This window comes from Haloarcula mannanilytica, assembly GCF_005406125.1.
GTDB lineage: Archaea > Halobacteriota > Halobacteria > Halobacteriales > Haloarculaceae > Haloarcula > Haloarcula mannanilytica.
Genome location: NZ_BIXZ01000001.1, coordinates 55,119 through 78,671 on the forward strand (window position 1 = coordinate 55,119; position 23,553 = coordinate 78,671).

Genomic DNA, 23,553 nt, shown 5'->3' on the forward strand with positions numbered 1-23,553 from the left:
AAGGTACATCCATGGGGGACTACGCAAAACCATCTCGCGCGGCGAAGATCAAATGTATCGAGTGTAATTCACCGGTCGTACTCACGGTTGACGAAGAGTACATCTGTGTCAACTGCGGCGAAACGCCGATCAAATCCGTGACCCCGGCCTGACGCAGCCGGTGGGTGTCCAGCTTGTGGACCTGGCACGATGAACGATATTTTCGACCCACTGACTGTGGGGAGCTGTAGTCCCTCGGGATTCTATATTCTGGCCAGTGACAACGGCCGGACGACCCGCCAGCTTACTGGTGTGGCACTTCCGACAGGTGTCGGTCGCGTCTCCGGTACATCGCTATGACGCTGTAGCTGGCGGCCAGTCCAAAGACGACGAGTGGGACGAGAAGCGAGGACAGGCTGTCCGGTGCGTGGGCCGCAAATGACGCCACTCGGTCAGGGTTTGCCGGCAACAGCGGCCAGAACAGGTTCGGGAAGAAGTAGTAGTCCGTCCCGAGACGCAGTATCGGATAGAAGTCGCCGGCGATGTGTGAGAGGTAGGCGGCTGAGAACACCACTGCGTAGCGCCCGTATCCCCGGCGAGTGGCCAGCAATACGAGTACGGAAAGAACAGGCAGACAGACGACCAGCGAATGAGCGAGCATCCGGCCGCTGGGAAGGACAGAGAACGTCCACGCCAGTGGCTTGTCGATCACGTCCGGGAGCTGTGTCGCGACAAGCAGGAGGAGCACCATCGGACCGGAGGGAAACCGACGCCACCGCGCCACCGTATAAGCCGTCAACGGCACGGCTGCGAGGAGGAAGTGGCCTTCGGGGTACACTGTGGAGGCAACGGTCCGAGAAAACAAAAGCTGTTCGCCGGACTCGATCACCAGCGAACGGAGTGTCACAAGGCCGATTTCGAGGGCCGGCTCGGATCTCTGTGGGAAAACGGGTCAGCCGGTCACGTTCACCCAGAGGTGGACTTCCCGGTATGCGGTCGATTGGTTGACGGTCTCGGGCGGTGCGCCGCGATACAGGAGGTACTGGAGTCGGAGGCCTTCACCCGTCATTCCGGGCGTCACCTCGTGCTGCCCATGCCATGTCTCGTTATGTCCCAGCGTCGGCTGGAAGCGCCGCAGTTCCGTCCGCTCCTGGACCCGCGTTTCGTTGCCGACGCGCTCGACCCGCTGTAACTCGGCGATGACCGTGTACTCCGTCCGCTCGTGTTCCTGATTCCCGATACCGACGATCAGCGACCCGCTTTCGCCTTGCTGAAACTCCGTCCGATAGTTGTCCGCGACGAGTTCGCCGTCGTCGGTTTCGGTCAGCAGGTAGAACTCGCTGAACCGCTCGCCGTCTTTCGGAACCGTGACGGCGTACCCAACGCTGGCGGCTGCAAGCAAGATGCTCAGTACTAACAGCACGTTCAGGGCGGCGTCCGTCCGTGAAGCCGGCGAGAACAGTTCTTCCCGGCCGGCGCTGAGCCACGTGCGATACGGGACGTGAAATTGCTCCTCGGGGGGCAACGCCCAGCGTCGAACGGCGGCGACGGCAGTTAGCACGAGCGTCAGTCCGCTGAGTGACACGAGAATCGGAAGCAGACGGATGCCCCACGGCGTGAAGTTTAACACCAGACCGACGAGGGGAACGAGCGCGATGCTGAGGCCGAACGAGAGCGCCACCCGTTCGATGCCATCGATGCCGTCGGCCTCGGAGTTCGTGTCAGCTTCACCGTCGGCAGTGGGACCGCTCCCGTCTTCCGGAAACAGCGCGGCAATGAACGCATAGCCGGGAATAAAGAGGACAAACACCAGTCCGACGACGATGCGGACCGGTGTCTCGGAGAGGATCGGCAGCAGGGCAGCCAGGTTCGTCAGCAGCACCACGCCGATAACGCCGGCCAGATCGGCCGGGAGGTAGCGGAGTTGGCGCGGCAGGAGCAGTTTCCACGCCGGAGTTTCTGCCATTAGCGGTGTCTCATGTCGGCACGGTAAAAAAATAGCTGATTGCTCCGCCTGCCGTTTCCCTGCATGATTGGAACGATGACGAGGTGGACCAACCGAACGCATTTTATCAAACGGGGAGAATAACCCAGTGTGTTCCAGAGCCAGTCGTGGGCCGTACTTGTCACCCTGGCAGTAGTGGGACTTACAGCCGGTGCGGGCGGGGTGACAGCGATGCAAGCCGACGACGGCGGTTCGGATATGAACCTCCAGGTAGAGACGCCAACGGATGACAACGAGACCCAGCAGGAAAACCCGGATTCAGTGTCTGACGGCGAATACAGCGACGAAACGGCTGCCTGGTTGGCTCGGACGATGGGTTCCCAGCTTGAAAACAGCAGTATCGCGTTATCGAACCAACAGTACGACCGGGCGCGGTCGGTCCTCGGTGACGACTACGACGAGCGTTTAGAGCAATACGTCGAGGTTGCCGGTGACACATCCTCGGAGACGGACGACACTGCCGCACGAGAGTTCGAGGCCGCGCGCGGAAACCAGCAGAACTTCACGAACGAGGTACAGCGGTACCGACAGCAGTACGCCGCGTATCAGGCGGCACGGGAGAACGGGAACGAGCGGGAAGCACGCATCACTGCCCGTGCGATGGAGCGGACAGCAGCGAACATCTCCGACAGCAGCCAGCGACTGAATCGGAACTTCGAACAGATCGAGAACACAACTTCGGTCGATCTCTCCAACGGACAGGGCGAGATAAACGAGACGACGGAAAACATCACGGCGACGCAGTCGGCGGTCCGGGAAGAAACGCTCGTCGGAACCACGCTCACGGTGCAGGCGATAGACCAGACCGCATCGTTCAGCGATCCGGGAACCATCTCCGGCCAGATACAGACCGAGAACGGGTCGGTCATCGCTGACGAGCCGGTCGAACTCAGGGTCGGAAACCGGACGCGAACGGTCCAGACTGACTCCAACGGAACCTTCGAAACGCAGTATCGACCACGATCGGTCGGGCTCGGGCCACAGTCCGTGCCGGTCGAGTATATCCCGAGTGCCGACTCAGTGTACCTGACAGACAACGCCTCGTTCACGATCACTGTCCAGCAGGTGACACCCGACGTGACGAACGATATCTCGCCGGAGGCAGTGGGCTACGGCGACCGACTTGACGTTTCGGTGTCCGTGGCGGTCAATTCGACCGGTGTGTCGGATATTCCGGTCGAATTTCTCGTGGGCGATGCTGTCGTCGCACGGACGACGACCGGACCGAACGGCACTGTCACGGCAGCGGTTCAGGTCCCGGCGTCGGTAGACGACGGTGACCGGCAGGTCGTCGCCCGGATTCCATACCAGGACCGCGCTATCGCCGGTTCGCAGTCTGAACACCCAGTGGTCGTCGTCGAGACAGAGACAACCCTCTCAGTGAGTGCGTCACGAACGGACAATGGAATTGTCGCCCGCGGCCAGCTACAGACCGCTGCTGGAGACCCTGTCGCTGACCGCCCGGTCCAGATTCAGGCTGGCGACGGCGAGGCCCAGGTCGTCGAAACAACCCAGAACGGCTCATTCCAGACTGTGGTTGCGGACCCACAGACTGGGGAGTCAGTTACCGTTACTGCGACGTACACCGAGCCGCGTTCGAACCTCGGTAACGCCACAGCAACGGCGACGGTGGCTGCAGGGACCGGCGGCGGGAACCCACCGGTCGGCTCCGGCTCAGACCGCGATATCCTCATCGATACGTTGCTGGGGATCCTGTTCGGGTCAGACGAGAACCCGGGAATCGGCTTCGGGAACGGAGTCATCGGGTACAGCTGGCTGCCGGTCCTTGGCGGCGGTCTGGCGTTGATCGTCGTCGGCGCATCCTGGTTCGTCGTGGCGCGGTTTAATCAGACTCAGGACACAGACACGACTGCATCGGTGGAGACGGCCGACCCGCCGTCGACTGAGCCTGACAAGCCGCCGACTATTTTGGACGACGCTGGCCCAACGTTCGAGGAGCGTATCGAGACATATCTGGACAGCGGGAACTACGACGCCGCAACGGTGCTGGCCTACACCGCCGTCCACGACGAACTGGTGACGAAAAACGGGATTGACGAGGGGACGACCCACTGGGAACTGCTCCGGGAAAGCCGGGAACACGGTGTCCCCGAGGACCAAGTGGCAGACATCGAGACAGTCGTCGAAGCCTTCGAAATGGCGGCGTTCGCACCCACCTCAGTCGAGCCGTCGCGAGCCCAGGCGGCCGTCGAGCGCGCCCAGGACTTCCAGGCCGACAGCCGGTAACGAACCCCCGAGTCGTCCGTCGGAATGCGGTAACTATCTTACACCCACCCGCTGTAGGGCCGGGCAATGAGTGACGGCCGTAAGGGGCGATTGCTGCTCATCGTGGCTGTGGTGGCCGTGGCGGTCGCGGCCCGACTGACGACGCTTCACTGGACACCGCTGCCCTCAACGCTAGACGGATTCGGCTACGTCGCTCTGGCGAGGGACACGCTCGAGACGGGGACGTTTCCGCTCACGCGGTTCCGCGCGGACAACATCGTGTTTACCGCTGTGCTGACGCTCACCGGCGCCATCACCGGCGAGCGGCCGCTGTATATCGCTCAGCCGGTCGTCGCGGTCACCGGGGCGGCGTCCTGTCTGACCGCCATGGCGCTTGTCAAACGGCTCGCACAATCGATTCGCTGGCGGCACTCCCGAACGACTCTCGCAATGGGTATCGTCGGGATGGGGCTCGCGGTCGAGGGTATCTATCTCCGGCGAACCGGGCAGACGGACGAGGAGGCACTGGCGTTCCTGTTGCTCCCGCTGTTTGCGATTGCCGTCCATCGGCTGCTTAGGACCGAGCGCTACAGACGCCGCTGGGGCGCGGTCGTGGTGGTCCTGTTCGCTGCCTTCCCGCTCCTGCATACGTTCAGCTCGCTCATCGTCGGGTTGGTACTCACGGGGGTGCTAGCGGCACATCTTGCCCGGATTCCGTCGCGCCGTGACGCCGTTACCGCTCTGGCAGTCGTCGCTGGCTTCTGGGTGTACATGTGGGGGTACTACCGGTTCGCCGAACGGTCGCTTCTGGAGGTCCCGTACGTCGACCGTATCAGCGCGTATCCGGGGCTGTTCCTGGCCTGGGTCGTCGTGCTGGTGGCGACGCTGATCTGGTTCCAGCGGACGAGCGCCCGCCTGCAGCGAGCGACACTGGGCGGCGCAGTCGGTCTCTGGTTCCTGACGCTCGCAGCCAACGCCACACAGACCGTGTTTCCCGGGACACAGACTACACCGGTCGGACTCCTGGTGCTCGTCGTGGCCTTTGCCGTCCCAGTGCTGTTTGCGGTCGTCGGACTCCCGCATGCGAGCCGCGACCGCCGGCGGATCGGTCCGGTCGTGCTAGCGCTGCTGCTAGCGCCGGTCGTCATCGTGTACTTCTCGCTGACCGCCTCCCTGACGCCGGAGTACTACGGGACCGCGCTCCGGGGCCAGACGTTCGTTCACCTTCCCGTGTTCGTCCTCGCCGGTATCGGCATCGCAGCAGTCGCCTATCACCGGTCGCCGACACCGGATGGCGGGCTCGGAACGTCACGGACTCACAGCCACCGGATCGCAACCGTCCTGACAGTTGTAATCTTGGTGGCCGCGGTCGTGACAATGCCGATCGCGTTCGTCAATCTCGATACCTTTGCGTTCCCGACCGGGGCGACCGAATCGCAGTTCGCCGCCGCGACGTTCACTGCGGACCATGTCGACGAGCAGTGGGCGTCGGACCACCCGTTTAGCCGTATTGTCGCCCTGTACTATCCGGGCGCGTCCAACGGAACGTACCAGCCAGTTGCCCGGTGGCTTGGGGGCGGCTCAAAACCCACCTGTCCGACGCTATCGCGGGCGTCCTGGGGCACGACTGGGGCGCACCTGTTCCCGGCAGGGAGCGAGAAGACCACGCCCGCAGCGCTGGAGGAGTGGCGCTACGAGAACGACGTGGTCTACGATACTCGTAGTCTCGATTCCGTGTATCTCGTTCGGCCGGGCGGAAACCGAACGGGCTGTTGAGGTATCAATGACACCCTCCGCCCCCTTGAACCAAGTATGTAACCGTGGCATACAATACGGGGCCGGCAGAAAGGCCGATAATGACTGACCCCGTCCTCGTCGGGTCGGAGCTGTGTGTCACACGGCGGGGAACCAAGATTCTCGACGGCGTCTCACTCTCGGTTGGGTCCGACGCGGCGATGCTCGTCCAGGGGCCAAGCGGGGCCGGAAAGTCGACGCTGTTCAACGTCCTCGGACTGCTAGAGCCACCGTCTAGCGGTCGGCTGGAAATCGACGGCAGGGACGCGAGCAAACTGTCCGAACGCCAGCGCGCTAGCCTGCGGCGGACGACGCTGGGGTTCGTCTTTCAGGACTTCCAGCTCATCGGTGACCTCACCGCCCGCGAGAACGCGTCACTCCCGCAGGAACACGCCGGCGACCGCGACCCCGACTGGCTGGACACGCTGTTCGACCGCCTTGGAATCGCCGGGCTCGAACACCAGTATCCCGCGACGCTGAGCGGGGGCGAGAAACAGCGGGTCGCCATCGCGCGGGCGCTCGCCAACAGACCCGAGATCGTCCTCGCCGACGAACCGACGGGACAGCTAGACCCGGACACGGCCGAGTCGGTGCTGAATCTCCTGTTCAGCATGAAGGAATCGACGGAAACCGCGCTCGTCGTCATCAGCCACGACCCGCAGTTGGCCCAGCGGTTCGACGAACGGCTGTTCATCCGCGGCGGCACGCTCGTTTCCGACGCCGCTTCGACGCCGAACGCGAGTCCGTCCACGGAGACGAACTAACGAACCGATGGGATACCGAAACGCCCTCCTGTTTCGCTGGTCCAGACGGGACCGGCTCACCGTCGTCGTCGTCGCCGTGACGGCCGCGTTTCTCATCGGCACGGTCCTGCTGTTGTTCACCGCTGTCACGTACTCGGAAACGTTCGCCGAACCGCTTGCGAACTCAGGGACGGTCACCTACCACGACGCGGGGAACGGCCCGCCGGACCCCGGTGGGGATGTCACCGTCCTCCCGACAGCGACGGCGACCACAAACGGAACTGCGGTTCGGCTCGTCGGCATCCCGCCCGATACGCCGCGGGTCCTTATCGAGGGGTCGGCCCAGTGGCAAGAGGGGAGGTTACCGACGATACCGGACGGCGTTGACGGCCGGGGACCGGTCTCCCAGCAGCGGACCCGAACGGTGAGCGGGTCCAACGGCACCATCTCGCTCTCGGTCGTGCCACAGGAGCGGGGGACGACGTTCCTCTCCAACCAGTGGTACGCCACGAACGCCTCGACCGCACAGCAGGTCGGTGTCACGGGCTATTTCGTCATCGACCACAGCCCGAGCGGGACCGGCCTTGGAAGCCTGCCCAGCGAGGGGTCACCGCTCGTCAGCGCGCTCCTGTACGTGCTCGGCGGCCTGGAGCAGGTGCTCTGGGCGCTGGGCATCGCGGCTGCCGCAGGCGGCTTGTTGGTCCTCATCGTCGTCTACAACGTCACGAAGATGAGCGTCCGCGACCGACTCGACGCGATCCGGGTCATCCGCTCGACCGGCGCGTCGGGCTGGCGCGTCGGGCTCCTGTTTACGCTTCGGGCTGGGCTTCTCGTGACGACGGGCGTGGTTCTGGGCTACGCTGCCGGACTCATTCTCATCAAGGCGCTTGTCAACGTCGCGATTTACGTCGGCCTGCCCATCGCGCTCGATGTCACCGTTACGGGTCAGAGCGCGACCGTCGTCGCCGGCGTCGCCGGTGTCTTCGTTCTGATGGGCCTCGTCGCCGGCGCGTTTGCGGCCTATCCCGCGGCGACTCGCCCACCGGCCTCGCTCGGCAGCCGTCACGCCCGGTCCGGCCAGTCCGGCCAGTCGACGCGTGCGAAGGTCCGGAACTGGGTCGCGCCGACGTTTCTGTCGTGGCGCTCGGTCGTGCCGACGGCGGCAACGCTGACCGTGTTCGGCATCACATTCTTGCTCGTCGTTTCGCTGGCCGGCCTCGCTTCTCCGCTCGGCGGTGGGGCGGGCGATTCCGGAACTATCACCGAAGCCGGCGCGCCTCATCCCCTGAACAGCCGCCTCGACGCCGAGTATGCGTCGGCGCTCCGTGCCGACGGGACGCCGGCCAGCCCGGAGATCATCTACGCGCAGGTTTCCGACGGCCAGCCGTACATGGCCCACGGAGCGGAGTACGATGAGTTCGCGAACGTCACCGGAGCTACGCTAGTCGAGGGCCAGCGACCACAGCGACACGACGAGGCCGTCATCGGGAGTGACCTCTCGCAGACGCTGGATGTCGAAGTCGGCGACGAACTGACCGTCAGCGGGAGCGTCAAGCCCGGGATTCGCCGGGTCACCGTTGTCGGACGGTACGACGCCCCGAGAACGCTCGATGACCTCCTCATTCTGCCGCTTGACTCCGCGGCCGATCTGGCGACCGGGCCGGGAGAGGTCCACATGATTCGCGTCAAGGGGCCGGTGTCCGAGATCGACGACGCCGACGGCGTCGCTGCTAACCAGTCGGGTGCTGTCGTGACGGGGCTGTCGGGTCCGGAGCGAGTCACGGAAGGCGACAGTATCAACCTCTCCGTGGCTGTGCGAAACGTCGGTAACGAGCGGGCGACTCGGGAGGTAACAGTCCGGTATCGAGGTGCGCGCAAGGCAACGACGGTGACCGTCCCGCCGGGACAGGAGCGGACCGGGACCGTCTCCTTCAGGGCGTCGGAACTGGGGCCGGCAAACGCCACTGCCGGGGAGTACACCCATTCGGTGACTGTCGTCTCGCCGGACGCCATCGAGATCCCGAACCAGTTACCCTCACAGGCCCCACCCGGGTCGGGACTTTCCGTTCCCGTCGTCACGAAAACCGGGGACCGCGTTTCGAACGCCACCGTCTCGGTGAACGGGCCGTCGCTCAGAACGGGTGCAAGCGGTGTCGCCGTTGTTCCCCTTCCCCGTGAGCCAGGGAACTACACGATAACGGCTCGCTCGGGGGATCAGACGGCCACACACGACATTCAAATCGTCCGGGGAACCGAACGGGAACTGTACGCGGAGCTGTCGATCTCACCGTCCTCTGGGTCGGTCCTGACGACGCCAACGCTCACAATCGGACTGGCAAACCCTTGGCAGGAACCGATCACGCGGGATGTGGGCGTCATTGGCCCCGGGGTCTCCCAGAACCGCACCGTCTACATGCCGCCCGGAAACGTCACGCAGACGCGATTCTCACCGAACGGCGGACGGGGACAGCCCGGGACATACACCTACCGGGTGACAGCCAACGGGACCACTCTCACGACGACAGACTACACGGTGACCGGTGACCGGCGACTGGCCTCCGCGGTGGCAAGCAGCGGGTCCTACGCCTCGGGAACGCCCATCGAGCGGTCCGTAGAGGGCGTGTTCGGGAACGTCCAGTTGATTCTCGGCGTGCTTGTCGCCCTCTCGGCGCTGAGCACCGTCGGCAGTACCACGGCGACGTTCGCACAGGGAGTCCACGCGCGCCGGCAGGCCATCGGCATCCATCGCTCGACTGGGGCGACCCAGTGGCGCGTCCTGCGGACGATTCTGGCCGACATTGCCCGTATCGCCATCCCCGCAACGGGCCTCGCGCTGGTACTCTCGGTTGCTGCACTGCAGGTACTGGAGCGGGCCGGCTGGCTCGTCTTCTTCGGGTTCCGCCTCTCCGCGCGGACGCCGCCGACCATCCTCGCGGCGATATTCGCTGGTGGCGTCTTGCTTGCGCTGTTCGGTGCGCTGGTCGCGACGGTGCCGTATCTGACGGCGTCGCCGGTGTCGCTGCTTCCCAGCGGTGACCGGACGCGGACGCCCGACGACGAGTCAACGGACGCGAGACAGCCTAGCGACGACTGAACCGAACTGCTAGATCAACTGTCAATTCGCGCAATGGGAGTCTTAGTCACCGGCTGTCGGTCGGAAGTTTGACTGTCTACCGACAAGAACGCCGTAGTATGGCGACCCGACAGCGCCAGCAGTTCATTTATGGGCATCTCATGTGGGTGCTCGGCACAATTCTCGTGTTGACCTTGCTGGATGCGCTGACGCTGGAGTTGTTTTTCGTCGTGTCGCTGATCGGGTTTCTCGTCACTGTCGAACTGGTCGCGCCACAGGCCGTGTCGCCGCGCTGGCGACGGCGACTTTGGTGGCTCATCGGCCTGGGGCTGGTGGGCTTTGCCTACGTGGTCATCAAACGGATTCTGGAGATTCTACCCCCGGGGCTGGTCTGATGGCGTCGACACCGCTCTCTGATGATTCCCGGCTGCCATCGCTCAGTCGCCCGCAGCTCCTCTTGACCGCCTACACCGTCCTCACGGTCATCGCGCTCGTCTACGCTGCGAGCACCTCCTCGGCGGCCTTTGGCGTGTATAACTCCCAGTGGGACGGTGCGGGCGAACTCCGAGATATCGCAGGCGAGGCCGGCGCAAATGTGACCGTGGGCACGAACGTGAGTCAGTATCCCACGACCGGTGCGGACGGTACCGTCGCCGTCGTGCTCTCGCCGGCGGAGTCGTACTCGTCGAGCGAACAGGCGCGGGTTGCGGAGTTCGTTCAAAACGGTGGGACGCTCATTGTCGCCGAGGACTACCGGCCACACGGAAATACGCTGCTTGCTGCCGTCGGCGCGGACGCCCGCTTCGACGGCCGGGCAGTGTACGATAACCGGAATTACTACCGGAACTCCTCGTTCCCGGAAGCGACACCGGCCGGCGACTATCCGGAGACGGCCGGCGTTGACACCGTCGTCCTCAACTACGGCACGACTGTCAGTGCCGGCGACGCGACGACGCTCGTCAACACTTCCAAGTACGCCTATCTCGACACCAACGGGAACGCCGAACTCGACAACGAGGAGCAGTTGGCCTCCCGGCCCGTCGTCACGAGCGAGTCTGTCGGTGACGGCCGGGTCATCGCCGTCGGCGATCCGAGCATCTTCGTGAACGCGATGCTCGAACGCGGTGACAACAGACGGTTCGTCCGGAACCTCCTCGCCGATCACGACGCCGCACTGCTGGATTACTCACATGCCGGCAGCGTCCCGCCGGTGGCCGCCGCCATATTGGCTGTGCAGCGGTCTGACGCGCTGTTACTGTTCTGTGGCGTCGTGCTGGTCGGGACCTTACTCGTGTTCGACCGCCGGCTCGACGAACGGCTCCGGGACCGTCTCCGGGAATACAACAGCCACGATACCGACCCGCAGCTGTCCCCGGACGGCGTCGAGCAGTATCTCAGAGCCCGCCATCCGGACTGGGAGACCGCCCAGATCGAGCGAGTAACGGAAGCCGTTATTAAACAGCGGGCCGAACGTCAACGTAATGACTGATCCGTCGGTACTGTACGACCGTCTCAAACAGGAGACGGATACAGTTCTTATCGGTAACGAAGAGGTTCTCCGCCACATTACGGTAGCGATGTTGACACGCGGACACGTGCTTCTGGAAGGGGTCCCTGGTGTCGCGAAAACCACGATTGCCACCCTTGTCGCCAACGCGACAGATCTCCAGCACTCTCGGGTCCAGATGACGCCCGATCTCCTTCCTGCAGATATCACCGGAACGACGGTGTATCACCAGCGCAACGGGGAGTTCGAACTCCAGAAAGGCCCGGTGTTTACGAATCTGGTCATCGCCGACGAAATCAACCGCGCACCGCCGAAAACACAGAGCGCGCTGCTTGAGGCGATGCAAGAGGGGCAGGTGTCCATCGAGGGGTCGACGCTCGAACTCCCGACGCCGTTTACGGTCGTTGCGACCATGAACCCACTGGAGATGGAGGGGACGTTCAAGCTCCCGGAGGCCCAACGGGACCGGTTCCAGATGAAACTCGTCACGGAGATTCCCGACGCCGACGAGGAGCGTGCGATTCTCGACCGGTTCGACTCAAATCCCACACTCGATGCGGACTCTATCTCTCAGGTCATTTCCCGGGACGAACTCCTGCGCGCTCGAAACAAGATACCCGAGACCCACATCGAGGACAGCGTCAAGGAGTATATCCTCGGTATTGTCGGCGCGACGCGGAACCACCGAAACGTCATTCATGGGGCCTCACCGCGGGCAACGATTGCGCTCCAGAACACATCGAAAGCGACCGCCCGGCTGAACGGCCGGGAGTACGTCATTCCGGATGATGTCAAAGAGATGGCGCTCCCGGTGTTGCGCCACCGGTTGATCTTGAACAGCGACGCCGAACTGAGCCAGATCAACTCCGAGGCGGTTATCGAGGAAATCCTCCAGTCGATCACGCCGCCCGGATCCGACACCGACCACAGCGCGGGCGTCGAGCCGGCGGTCGGTGACGGCGGGACGACAGGCGAGTTTGAGTAGCGAACGGGTTGCTATCAGTCGGTCCCCGGCGTCGTTGTCGCGTCCTGTGTCCGAGCCATCGCACCATCGGACTCGTTCGGTGCCTTCTCGCTGACTGACTCCCACGAGACCGTCACGACACCGCTGAACCGGTCGTCATCGTGTGTCTCGGCGGTGACCGGTCGGTCAAGGCCCGTGGCAAATCCCACGGCGAGCAGGGATACCACCGGGTGATCCAGTTGGTCGATGTCGCCGAATGCCGGGTTGTCGACAGCGATTGACGCGTGTCGATTCTCGGTGTCGATTTCGACCGTCGTGTCGTCGACGACCTCGAACTGTTCGGTCAGCGCCGCGGTCAGTTGTGTCGCTATCGTGCCGGTGTCGTCACCGAGATCGCCCGACAGCGTGCGCTCGAACTCGGTGTAGAGGCGATCGCCGGTCGGCGGGAGGGCAACGCCCTGCCCCGCTTCGACAGCGCTCGTGACGAACAGCTCCCCCAACCGCTCCGTGTCCGGAAGTACATACTCGACGTGCTGTGGGACGAACAGGCGCGCGTTCGTCTCCGGGCGCGACGGCGTCGGGACGTACACCGCCTCGGTCTGGAGTTCCAGCTCCCTGACGAGGTGCTGTTCGACATCGGCCAGCGTGGCGAACACCGTGTCACTGACCGACGCCGAGACGAACCGCTCGGGCGTGAGATAGAACGTGACGATGCCGGCGAACACGCCGGTCCCGCCGAACGCGATGAAGACGGTCTGCAAGGTCGGAAAGAGGAACGCCGCTATGAGGGACAGCCCGCCGACCGCGAAAAACCCTACTGCGGTCCGCCTGAACGTCGTCCGCTTTGCACGCGCGTAGGAGTCGCGTAACCGTCGGTTCTCTTCCCGCAGCACTTCTAACTCCGCTTCGAGTGTTTGGCGGTCCGGTACAACATCTGTCTGTTGGGTGCGTTCATCGGTCGACGCGTCCGATTGTTTGGGCTCGGGTTGACTCATGGGATATCACTGTCCGACGCTGCGTCCGCAGTTACGATATCGAGGTCAATCAGGAGATAGCGGTGGAGCAGATAGCCGACAACTGCGGCCCCGGAAAGGAGGCTGCTTCCGACCAGAAGTGGCTCCAAGTTCCACTGCCAGAGTGACAGCCAGGCGACCCCGCCAAGCAGCGGCACGACACCCGCGACCAGGCTACCGGCGACCCGGCCGTCGGGTGTTCTGACGGCCATCGAAAGCAACGTCACGAGTAAGCCGCCCTCGACGAGAGCGAGTGTCAGCAGCGACGGGGCGTCGACTGCGACGATGCCGATCTGCCCGAACACGACCGCGAGAACCGGTGTTCCGAGCAGATAGAGACCTCCGAGTACAATCCCGGTGAACACGAGCCACGTCGGTCCGCCGAGGACGAGCCCGCTCGTCGCGGCGATGATTCCGAGCAGGCCGATCCCGGTTGGCAGCGGATCGCGTGGCCGTTCCCGTGTCCCCTGTGTCAGACTCATACGTGCCCCCTCTCGGTGTTTGCCGGGTTTCTGGACAGAATCGCCGAGATCTGGTCCGGCGAGCCGACTTCGTAGGCGGTCACTGACTCGATTTCGTTCAGTTCTCGCCGGAACTGATCGAAGTCCCGATACCGCTCGTATGCGGCGTCGAGATCCGTAATGAGGTCCGGGTCGAAGGCCACGGTCGGTGTGATGAACACGACTACTTCTGTCGCGTTGCGTCTGGCCAGCCCAACCGTGTTCCGTAGTTCCGTTCGATTACTGTCGTCGGTACAGATGACAAGCAGGTCCGCGCTGCGTATCTCAAGGGGTGCTGCCTGGAACCCGTTGTACAGTGGTTGGTTCGGAAGGTGGCGGTTCGATCCGGCGGCATCACGATACGCGAGCAGCGTCATCTCCATCGGTGATCGTGTCTCCACCGTCGGATCCCGGTGAGCCATCGAACCGGTCCACGTCGCTGCTCCGGTGGCCACAGCGTGTGTCTCAGCCTCGGCAGTGAGGTCGTTGATCCGGTGTTGGGCCGACCTGTACGCCTCGGTTCTCGCGACGGGGACCACTGAGTCTGTCACGCCCTCGTCGTCGACCGTGAGATAACCCAGCGGGTCGCGGATCGTTTCGGCACGCTGTCGGAAGGCCGCGGCGACCGCTTTGAGATGAGCCAACTTCGTCTCTCCGGGCGGTCCGTCCGCCATTGTATGACGGTGATCGAGGAGCAACACGACACTCCGGTTGCTCTCGGCTTCGTAGTTTCGGACGTGGGCCTCGTCTAACCTGGCGGTCGCCTTCCAGTCGACGTATTTCAGCGCGTCGCCCGGGACGTACTTTCGGATTTCCTCGGCTGAGAGACCGCCTGTCCGCCCGCGGGCGTCGTGTTCGCCGACGCCACGTAGCAGCTGTTTCCCGCCTTGTCCGACGTGGACCGGGCCGACGGACGGTGACGCAACCCTTATCTCCGGGCCTGCATCAGTCGTGAACGATTGGGTAAACAGCCCGGTTCCGTCGGTGATTGTCACTGTTGGGCCCGGAACAGTGTGGTCACCGACGGTTTCCCAGGTCAACGGAACCGTCACTGACGAGGACTGCATCGAGGTGTCGAGGTCGATTCTCGGAGATTGCCCCGCTTCCATCCGTGCTGCGAGTGGGACTGTTGCCTCGACGGACAGCGGCAAGTGGTCGCTGTCGGCGTCAACTGACGCCTGCAGTGTGTATGTCGTTTCGACATCGGTGCGTACACGGGGCCGATCCAGTGACTGGCTGACCGTGAGTTCGTTCTTTATCCGCGAAACCCCACGGACGAACGCCAGTTGCATCGCAAGCAGCCAGCCTGCAAGCCCGACAGCACCGACGACTAGCATCGGTGCATCGAGCAGCCCGCCACCGACGAGAAGACTGCCGATTGCGGCGAGCGTGAGCCAGAACCGCCGGGTAACACGCATTAGCTGCCGTTACTGAACGGAGACCATTGAAGATACCGACGGACGCAGAGCGCATAAGTGGCGTTCCTATTCGACACTTAATATCGAACTTGATATTGATATTTGGAGAATTACTTACTTAACCCACAATCGTTGAAAGATGCTGTATAGATGGGAGTAAGGTCGACTGTAACTCGTATACCGCAGTTCAAATCTCTCACCTCTATAGATATCAATATCAATTTCGAGTCTATCCTTCCCGGTATCTTCGCTGTCAAGCACCGCCTCGCGGACACCCGATTCAAGCGACTACCGGCGCTTCGTCTGGGCGTCATCGCGCTTGTCACGCTACTTCTCGCCGGTGTCGTGTTCCCCGCCGCTGGAACAGCCCCGCAGGTGAACACCGCTAGTGGTGGACCGGACAACCTGACGGCACAGGGCGCCCAAGCCGCTGATAACACGACTGATACAGACGGTGACGGGCTGTCCGATTCGCTAGAGCGGTCCGTTTACGGCACCGACCCGACCGACCCGGACACGGACGGAGACGGCTATCCGGACGGCATGGAAGTCCGCTGCGGGCAGGCTATTCCGGGCGCAGATCCACTCCGGACCGACATCTACGTCGAAGTGGACTCCACGCAGTCGACGACGCTCAGTGACTCCGTCCGGGCGTCTATCGTGGAGACCTTCGACAGTGCGCCCGTCTCGAACCCCGACGGGTCTACCGGCATAGATATCCATCTCGTCGCGGATGAGACCAATCTCTCGGTGAACGGAACCGTGTACTCGAACCGCCGTGCGGGTCCTGAAAATGATATCTATGACTTCCGGAGCAACCACTCTGAGTACCGCTCGGACGGGTATTACTACGTCTTGCTCACAGACGATGTGGCCTACAACGGAGACGACTACTTCGTCGGGGCGGGACGGCCCGAAATCGCTGCGATGGAACGGTTCGATTCGACGAAAATTACTGCCTCCCTGTTCATGCACGAGTTCGGACACGCGATGGGGCTTGACGCGCATCAGGACGGTATCGACGAGGAGCGCTACACACGAACGGAGTACGATAGCGTGATGAACTACAACGGCCTATACAGACAGCTCACGTACTCGAACGGCACTGACAATGTGGGTCGAAACGAGTGGCAGTTCGTCGCCGAGAACCGAACCCGACCCGATGTTCAGTGTGCCGAGAACGGAACGTGTGCGAGCCGGTGTGTCCGGGCCTGACTGCTCGCCTGAACCGCGGACCTGCCGTTAGCTGCTGTCCGCGAGCATACTCATGAAGAACGACCCGAACACGGTCTGTATCCCGAGGACCACAACCGTCGAGGCTAGGAGCGTTGCTGTGGCTGACGGTAACGCCGCTTCGCCGCCAAGGAGCCACTGCCCGAACACGGTCCCGAGATACAGCACGCCGATTGCAGTCGCGATGATGCCTATCGACGCGCCGTGTTCCAGCTGGAACTGCTCCCGTATCATCCTGACGAGCACGCCGTCCGGCGTTTTGATCGGGTTCGCGGCGATGGAGCTGAACAGTGCAAGCGTCCAGACCTGGTACCCGACGATCGTCAACAGCGACCCGCCCACCATCGTCTGGATGCCGAAGTTGATGCCGCTGACCGATAACTGTGCAATCGACAGTGACATCAACACCGCACCGAGTGACACCAGCAGCAGGGCCGGGTACGAAAACAGGTAGTCCGGCGCGTTCACGAGCATGAACCGGACGTGTCGCCAGCCGTCACTGAAGCTGTCGAGCGTTTCCTCGCCCTCACGCTCGTGGTAGACGATTGGGACCTCCTCGATGGTGAGATCGTTCGCACCGGCCTCCATGATCATTTCGCTAGCAAACTCCATCCCGGTCGTCTCTAGCTCTAGCGTTTCCAGCGCGTCCTTGGTGAACACGCGGAACCCACTGTGTGCATCGCTCACCCCGGCCCCATAGAACGTGTTCAGGAACCGCGTCAACAGCGGGTTCCCGACGTACTTGTGCAGTGGTGGCATCGACCCGTCCCGTATCTCTCCCTCCAAACGGCTCCCCATACAGATGTCGGCATCGCCGTTCTGGACCGGGTCGAGGAGCTGTGGAATCATTTCGAAGTCGTACGTCGTATCTGCATCGCCCATCGCGATGTACTCTCCCCGGGCCTTGTCGAACGCGTAGCGATACGCGTACCCGTACCCAGGTTCGTCTGGCGTCACAACTGTTGCTCCCCGCTCGCGAGCTAAATCGGGCGTTCTGTCTGTAGAACTATCGCTCACGATGATCTCTGTCGGCACGCGCAGCTCCGAAATTGCCGTCTTTATCCGGTCGATGCATTCCACGATACCCTCCTCTTCGTTGAGTGTGGGCATCACGACGCTCAAAACCGGCGTGACTTCGCTCTCCGGCGTGACGAGGAACTCGTCTGCAGTTTCGGACGCGATCCCCTGTTGACTTGCTTGATTTGCCTGATTTGCTTGTATCGTCATTCCCGTACCCTGGCTGTAACTGATGCGTCTGTTAGCATACGCTCTCCACGCCCCCTGAACTGGTCCGCTTGAATACCAATAGTAGGCCCCATCTTATCTGAGTTCAATGATTTATTTCTGATAGGTATCGCACACCTTTCACACAGAATGTCATGTCAAAGCAGCGTATAATAAAGCTGTCGGGTGGTGTAATACATCATTAATCACAATGTTGAACCCGTTAGCCCCATCCCACCAATATTCGTCACTAATTTCATCGGCTGATGCAGTATATTGTAAGGGCTCAACAGGTACTGGAATATTATACCAACCGTAATGTGTCCTCCGAAACGGAGACTTATCATACTAGTATACTGTGTCTGCTGCAGATCCCCTGTCGAAATCTTCACACGAATTGTTGCCCCGCGATAACTGATATGACAACAGCGTCCTGTCCTCATATGGAGGCGGTTCGGAGCGACTCCGGGACAGTCGCAGCAGGTGTCGTGTATGTTCTACCAAGTAGTACTATCGCTACAAATCCGCCGTGAACAAGGATCAGATTCTCTGTCCGTCCGATGACCAGCTTTGGAACGTGAAATCGCCAGTGCCCTCACACTGGGCGGCGAAGCCGGCTCCGAATTTTGCCGCCGGCGGCGTGGAGCTGCGGCATCCGGTTCTTCGATGCGCCGATCAGCGTTGCCACGCTCAGGCCGAGGACGTACACGACTCCCAAAAGCATGATAATCGAGATGTCCTTGCTGAACCGGAGCCCGCCACGTATCGTAGCCATAGTGGCAAGTTCTCAGGATGAATATAAGCTGTTGGGGTCTGATTATCAATTAATATAATCAGATTGGGATCTGTAGCCTGGACCGTAGATTTAAACCGCTACATATGGTATGTTGTAACATGGCTACAGACCAGTCCGAGGGGGGCAGCCTGCGCGTGCCACCGCTGGAGAATACCGCGTTTTTCTCCATCGAGGACGATGACGGCTACGTCCGTATCGAACAGTCACTGGGGAATCAGGTCCTGTACACACCGAACGAGGCCAGGGATATCGCCGAGGCGATTCTCGACGCCGTCGACAAGGCTGTCGAAGACGACTGACCCAACGCCGAACGGCGATCACGTTTTGCTGGAAGGCGAGGTGGTTTGAACGAGGCCGGTCCAGCGACAGGTATGACAGATGCAAGCCACCGGGCGGCAGTCGCCGAACGGGCGGCCCGTGCCGGCGGTGTCGTCGCCCGCGAGCAGTTTCGGGGCGACCTCAGTGTCGAGTCGAAAGCCAACAAGAACGATCTCGTCACGGAGACCGACCGCGACGCCCAGCAGCAGGTCGTCGCCACGATCCGGGAGGCGTTTCCCGGCGACCGCTTCCTCTGTGAGGAGGACCTCTCCACGTTGGCTGGCCCGGAAACCGCTCAGAGTGCTGTCGAAGCGGTCGATACCGTTCCCGAGAACGGGTCGGCGTGGGTCATCGATCCTATCGACGGGACTGCGAACTACGTCCGGGGGATGCGCCTGTGGGCGACGAGTGTGAGCACAGTGGTCGACGGTGACCCGGTCGCGTCGGCCACGTACCTCCCCTCCTACGGCGACCTCTACGCCGCTGGCCCGGAGAGCGTCACGCGGGATGGAACCGAACTCTCGGTGAGCAAGCGAACCGATCCGGAGACGTTCGCAGTCGCCCCGGTCGGCTGGTGGGACCGCGACGACAGGGCGGAGTTCGGTCGGCTGTGTAGCGCTATCGGCGACCGATTCGGTGACATCCGCCGTCTGGGGTCGTTCCAGGCCACGCTGGCACACGTCGCCGACGGGGCGCTTGAGGGGCTCGTGTGTACGCGCCCGATGAACCCCTGGGACACAATCGCTGGCGTTCATATGGTCCGACAGGCCGGCGGGACGGTCACCGACCTTGATGGCGAACCCTGGACCCACGACAGCGATTCGGTCGTCGCTTCCAACGGCGAGGCCCACGACGCCTTCGTAGCGGCTGGAAACGAGGCGCTCACGCAGGACTAAGCGCGCTTTCGCGCCCTTCCTCGCTGATCGATCTTTCCGACCCGCGGTTGTTCGTTTTGTCCACACGCGACCGGAACGCTAAAACCGCCTGCCACCGGTCACACGGCCATGGAAACGTTCGAGCGGGCCGTCGATGATTTCGGGCCTGGTCAACTCTGGCTGGGCTCTCTCGTCGCAATTCTCCTCGTCGCAGTCGGCGCTGTTCTGGCCGCTCCACGGGTCGTCTGGGACCGGTTCCTCTGGCAGTACTTCTGGGGGCCGGTGTACGCGGACGCCAAGGCGGCCAGTTGCGCCGAGATGACCGCATCCGGTCCACAGCCGTTGTACGAGGGCTGTCAGGCGGCTATTCAGGAGGGGCGACTCATCGCCGAACCGGGATACACCATCGTCTCCGAGGTCGGCTATATGCTGATTCTGGTGTACATGCTGGTCGGCGTCTATTTCCTCCTCGAACGACTGGACATCGCCGAGGACCCGAAGCTCTACTTCGCATTCGTCCCCTTCATGCTGCTCGGCGGCGCGCTGCGGACCGTCGAGGACGCGACCGACCGCGCAGTTGAGGCCGGTGTCTCTCCCATCGTCGAGTACCCGCTGAGTTCGCTCATCATCAGCCCGGTCATCTACGGGACGGTGTTCCTGCTCACGCTGCTTGTCCTCGTCGTCTGTGTGAAACTCGACAACGACGGCGTCATCGACAGCTACTACCGGACGACTGGCGCTGTCGGCGGTGTCTTGGTTGTGGGCACGCTCCTGTACCTGACGTATGTCGCGCTCACGCGCGAGTACGCGACCCTGTATCCATCCGTTCTCATCACAACAGTGGGGCTAGCGTCGGCGCTGTCGTATGCCCTCTACTGGGCCTTTGAGACCTATCGACCGGCGATGAACGACGGCACCGGCTACATTGGACTGCTCGTCATCTGGGGCCACGCCATCGACGGCGTCGCGAACGTCCTGCTGGCTGACTGGCTTGATGTGCTCAACGTCCCGCTGACCTACTACCCGAAGCACCCGGCCAACGCGTTCATCATCGCGGCCACCGAGTCACTCCAGCCGGCAAGTCTCTCGGCCGCTATCGGCACGTCCTGGCCGTTCCTGTTCATTAAGCTCGCTGTCGCCTCGCTGGTCGTCTCGCTGTTCAACGAGGAGTTCATCGATGACAGCCCGCGGTACGCGCTCCTCCTGCTCATCGCGGTCACCGCGGTCGGACTCGGGCCCGGGAGCCGGGACATGCTGCGGGCGACGTTCGGTATCTGAACCCTCTCTCGTTGCGTCGTCCCTTCCTACGGGAACGGATGGTGGTCTCTGTCGAGTCGCGGTTCGAAGCCCAGATCTGCCGGTACCGTTTCGGCGCGCTCACCGAAGAACGACGCACCGAAAAACAGCGGCTGTGCCGACGGGCAGACGACCCGGACCGCCTCGAAGCCGAGCTGTTCGAGATCACGCGTTGTCAGCCGTGCGCCATACGGCGTCAGCCCCGCATCAGCCGCCCGGTCACACAGCGTCTCTAACTCCGCTTCACCGGAGAGGTCCGCGTCGGGACCGAGCGAATCCAGCGGTACCGCTGTTTCCGTCGCGGTCAGGTCGGCCGCGTTTCCGGGCGAGTCGGCATAGCGTCCGATTGCGCCCTGCGCGTCCGCGGCTGCCTCCGGACCCATGCTGTCGAGTTCCATCCAGTTCTGGAGCGCTTCCTCCAGCGCGCCGACGGCGGCTGCACCCGGGTCCAGATCCGCGTCGGTGCCAAGCGCGAATCGGGGCCACTCGTCCCCCTCCAGCGCGACGGTGATGACCGGTACGTCCACGTCCTGTGTCAACAGTAGCGCCGTCACGTCCAGTCCCTCGGACGTTGCGCGCCGCCGAAGCGTGTCGTACCGTTCGTGGTCGTCGACAGCGACCCGAAGCGGTTCGAACGTCGAGTACCACGAAAGCATCGCGGCGTCGCGCTCGATGACTTCGTACAACCCGGTCAGCAGCGCCTCGGTGACAGTGTTGCCCAGGCCCAGGCCGGTCGTCGTTGCCGACCTGACAGCGTTGGACGGCGGCGGGTAGTAGACGGTTTCGGCGGGGAGCGACCGCCGCTGGTCGGTCAGCAGGTCCTCGGCCGGGATCCAGGGAATGGCTGTCGACTCATCCCAGTTGTCCTCGTCCCTGACGAACGCATCGGGCTCAACGGCGTTGGGGATGTCCCCAACTGGTCCGCCCTCTAAGTTGGCTTCGCGGTAGACGCCCGCCGCGTACCGCTCGTAATTTTCGCCCAGCGCCTTCATGAACGCCGTATCCCAGTCGATTGCGACACCTGCGGCCTTGGCGGCGGCCGACACGTCGCTGAAGCCGGCCGTATCGGCGAGCGTCGACAGGTAGTAGGGAGCCGGGAACGAGTGGACTTCGCCGACCTCCGTGGCGATACCGACCCGCTCGTCGAGTCCGAGTTCCGCCCGCGACAGTGCCTCGCTGTCGTGGGCCGTCTGACGACCGTCGCCGAGGTGCTTGCTCGGCGACTCGCCACAATCACAGTCCGGGACCGGGAGGAACCGCCGCTGGTCGTGTGGCAGCTCAGTGACCGTCCCGAAAAGGGTCCCATTGCCGTCGAGAAACTGCGTCACGAGCCGGCCGGCCAGCGCTCCCGCGAAGCGCTGGGTACCTGCTGCTGGGGCTTCAGCGAGCGCCTCGCTTTCTTCGACCGTTGCCTCGACTCGTGTTTTGAGACAGTCGAAACAGCCGGTCTCCGGACTGAATGCGCTGATCGCGGCGTCGGTCACCGGGACGCCGCCGACACCGCCGAGTTCGACAGCCACCCACGGCGTGTCGGTCTCCTGTGCCCGGTTGTTCCACGCCCCAAACATCTCTGCGCCGACGGTATCGACGACGATGGCGAGGTCGCCACTGGCGTCCGTCGGTGTCGACGGCTGTGATACTGACACGTCGATATCGGCGAGAAACGCGGTGAGTGCGTCGACGGCCGGTCCACGCCCGACGACTTCGACAGTTCGCATGCCGAAGCCCTCGTGGTGAAGCGGGAAAAATCTACGCGGCGAGGATGGACTGTGCGACGGAGGCCAGTTCGTCCGGCTCGGCGTCCTTGAGCCGGTCGTCGCCGAGCATCAGGCGGAGTCGCGGCCGGCCCACGTCGATCGGGACCTTCTCGGTGTCGATGAGGTTCATGTCTTCGAGCTTGGTCTTGGTCCGGGAGAACGTCGCCTTGCTCGCCAGCCCGACATCCTCGCCCCACTTGCTGATGTCGTACAGCAGTTCGCCGTTCCGGGCGGCCACGAGCAGGCTGATAGTGACCTCGTCCAGGCCGTCGCCATCGCCGCGGGCCGTCGACAGGGAGTTCAGGACTTCGTTGAAGTCCGACGCGGTCTCCGAGCCGATGTCCGATTCCAGCGTGCTCTGGACGCGGTTGAGCGGCGGCGTCCGGAGCGAGTACTCGTCGGCGTCCGTCCACGTCGAGTCGTAGTAGTCGTAGGCGTTGTCGACGAACTCCGTGTCGTCAGTCCCGAGGCCGCCGACCGTGTCACTGATGGTGACCAGCGCGTACACCGCGTCGACGGTTACCGCGACTGAGTGGTTCGGCACATCATCGAGCAGCCGCATCGTGAGACGCTCCTCGTCGATGAGATCGGCCGCAGTGCTGGCGATGAGGAAGTCATCCATCACGTCTTTCAGGGCGCGCTCGTCAGCCAGCAGACGGACTTCGGGTGCGTCCGAATCGGCGTCCAGTGTCGATACAAGCTCTGCGATGCTCCGCCGCGACGGGTTCACGACGTAGACCGGCTCGTCTGTTGACCCGAACACCGTCGTCAACATAGAACCGACATCGTCCTGCAGGAGATTTTCAGTCATTGTCCGATGCCAGTATATAGT

General features: G+C 62.9%; 20 protein-coding genes. 11 read left to right on the forward strand and 9 right to left on the reverse strand.

Going from position 1 to position 23,553, the window contains the following annotated elements; all coding sequences use genetic code 11:
- Positions 1–283: 283 nt before the first annotated feature.
- Positions 284–886: a metal-dependent hydrolase gene (locus Harman_RS00270; protein ID WP_235007127.1), complete on the reverse strand. Its 603-nt coding sequence runs from the start codon at positions 884–886 to the stop codon at positions 284–286.
- A gap of 45 nt (positions 887–931) precedes the next feature.
- A complete protein-coding gene (locus Harman_RS00275) occupies positions 932–1,945 on the reverse strand; it encodes a DUF1616 domain-containing protein (protein WP_137681832.1) in 1,014 nt (337 codons plus the stop codon).
- A gap of 210 nt (positions 1,946–2,155) precedes the next feature.
- On the opposite strand from Harman_RS00275, the gene Harman_RS00280 reads away from it, so the two are divergent.
- From Harman_RS00280 to Harman_RS00310, 7 genes are all read left to right on the forward strand, one after another.
- Complete coding sequence (locus tag Harman_RS00280; RefSeq protein ID WP_137683102.1) at positions 2,156–4,231, forward strand: hypothetical protein; 2,076 nt, start codon at positions 2,156–2,158, stop codon at positions 4,229–4,231.
- Positions 4,232–4,297: 66 nt separating this feature from the next.
- Positions 4,298–5,986, forward strand: a complete 1,689-nt coding sequence (locus Harman_RS00285) for a sodium:phosphate symporter (protein ID WP_137681833.1) — start codon at positions 4,298–4,300, stop codon at positions 5,984–5,986.
- A gap of 80 nt (positions 5,987–6,066) precedes the next feature.
- Entirely contained in the window at positions 6,067–6,768 is a 702-nt protein-coding gene (locus Harman_RS00290; protein ID WP_137681834.1) for an ABC transporter ATP-binding protein, read from the forward strand.
- 7 nt (positions 6,769–6,775) lie between these two features.
- Positions 6,776–9,841, forward strand: a complete 3,066-nt coding sequence (locus Harman_RS00295) for an ABC transporter permease (RefSeq protein ID WP_137681835.1) — start codon at positions 6,776–6,778, stop codon at positions 9,839–9,841.
- A gap of 98 nt (positions 9,842–9,939) precedes the next feature.
- On the forward strand, positions 9,940–10,215 hold the full coding sequence (locus Harman_RS00300; protein ID WP_014040460.1) for a hypothetical protein: 276 nt from the start codon (positions 9,940–9,942) through the stop codon (positions 10,213–10,215).
- Complete coding sequence (locus tag Harman_RS00305; protein WP_137681836.1) at positions 10,215–11,309, forward strand: DUF4350 domain-containing protein; 1,095 nt, start codon at positions 10,215–10,217, stop codon at positions 11,307–11,309. The genes Harman_RS00300 and Harman_RS00305 overlap by 1 nt, the downstream gene beginning before the upstream one ends.
- Positions 11,302–12,312, forward strand: a complete 1,011-nt coding sequence (locus Harman_RS00310) for an AAA family ATPase (RefSeq protein ID WP_137681837.1) — start codon at positions 11,302–11,304, stop codon at positions 12,310–12,312. The genes Harman_RS00305 and Harman_RS00310 overlap by 8 nt, the downstream gene beginning before the upstream one ends.
- A gap of 14 nt (positions 12,313–12,326) precedes the next feature.
- Here Harman_RS00310 and Harman_RS00315 read toward each other — a convergent pair whose 3' ends face one another.
- From Harman_RS00315 to Harman_RS00325, 3 genes are read right to left on the reverse strand one after another with little or no spacing between them, the layout of a single operon-like run.
- Positions 12,327–13,286, reverse strand: a complete 960-nt coding sequence (locus tag Harman_RS00315; protein WP_137681838.1) for a hypothetical protein — start codon at positions 13,284–13,286, stop codon at positions 12,327–12,329.
- Positions 13,283–13,786 (reverse strand): hypothetical protein, encoded by a 504-nt coding sequence (locus Harman_RS00320; protein WP_137681839.1) that lies wholly within the window; start codon positions 13,784–13,786, stop codon positions 13,283–13,285. The genes Harman_RS00315 and Harman_RS00320 overlap by 4 nt, the downstream gene beginning before the upstream one ends.
- Positions 13,783–15,222 carry a DUF58 domain-containing protein gene (locus Harman_RS00325; RefSeq protein ID WP_137681840.1) on the reverse strand — a complete coding sequence of 480 codons (1,440 nt, stop codon included), beginning with the start codon at positions 15,220–15,222 and terminating at the stop codon, positions 13,783–13,785. The genes Harman_RS00320 and Harman_RS00325 overlap by 4 nt, the downstream gene beginning before the upstream one ends.
- A gap of 375 nt (positions 15,223–15,597) precedes the next feature.
- On the opposite strand from Harman_RS00325, the gene Harman_RS00330 reads away from it, so the two are divergent.
- Entirely contained in the window at positions 15,598–16,437 is an 840-nt protein-coding gene (locus tag Harman_RS00330) for a hypothetical protein (protein WP_394347808.1), read from the forward strand.
- A 27-nt stretch (positions 16,438–16,464) separates the two neighbouring features.
- Here Harman_RS00330 and Harman_RS00335 read toward each other — a convergent pair whose 3' ends face one another.
- Both Harman_RS00335 and Harman_RS00340 read right to left on the reverse strand, forming a co-directional pair.
- The gene (locus Harman_RS00335; protein WP_137681841.1) at positions 16,465–17,682 is read right to left on the reverse strand and encodes a glycosyltransferase family 2 protein; all 1,218 of its coding nucleotides are present in this window, start codon (positions 17,680–17,682) and stop codon (positions 16,465–16,467) included.
- Between the two features lie 592 nt (positions 17,683–18,274).
- Entirely contained in the window at positions 18,275–18,454 is a 180-nt protein-coding gene (locus tag Harman_RS00340; RefSeq protein WP_137681842.1) for a hypothetical protein, read from the reverse strand.
- A gap of 119 nt (positions 18,455–18,573) precedes the next feature.
- On the opposite strand from Harman_RS00340, the gene Harman_RS00345 reads away from it, so the two are divergent.
- From Harman_RS00345 to Harman_RS00355, 3 genes are all read left to right on the forward strand, one after another.
- Positions 18,574–18,774: a hypothetical protein gene (locus Harman_RS00345; RefSeq protein ID WP_137681843.1), complete on the forward strand. Its 201-nt coding sequence runs from the start codon at positions 18,574–18,576 to the stop codon at positions 18,772–18,774.
- A gap of 72 nt (positions 18,775–18,846) precedes the next feature.
- Positions 18,847–19,689, forward strand: coding sequence for an inositol monophosphatase family protein (locus Harman_RS00350; protein ID WP_137681844.1), 843 nt, complete (start codon positions 18,847–18,849; stop codon positions 19,687–19,689).
- Between the two features lie 108 nt (positions 19,690–19,797).
- A complete protein-coding gene (locus Harman_RS00355; RefSeq protein ID WP_137681845.1) occupies positions 19,798–20,946 on the forward strand; it encodes a DUF63 family protein in 1,149 nt (382 codons plus the stop codon).
- Between the two features lie 26 nt (positions 20,947–20,972).
- Here the strand turns inward: Harman_RS00355 and Harman_RS00360 are convergent, their stop codons facing one another.
- Complete coding sequence (locus Harman_RS00360; RefSeq protein ID WP_137681846.1) at positions 20,973–22,682, reverse strand: YcaO-like family protein; 1,710 nt, start codon at positions 22,680–22,682, stop codon at positions 20,973–20,975.
- A gap of 31 nt (positions 22,683–22,713) precedes the next feature.
- Complete coding sequence (gene tbsP / locus Harman_RS00365; RefSeq protein WP_137681847.1) at positions 22,714–23,532, reverse strand: transcriptional regulator TbsP; 819 nt, start codon at positions 23,530–23,532, stop codon at positions 22,714–22,716.
- Between the last annotated feature and the right edge of the window lie 21 nt (positions 23,533–23,553).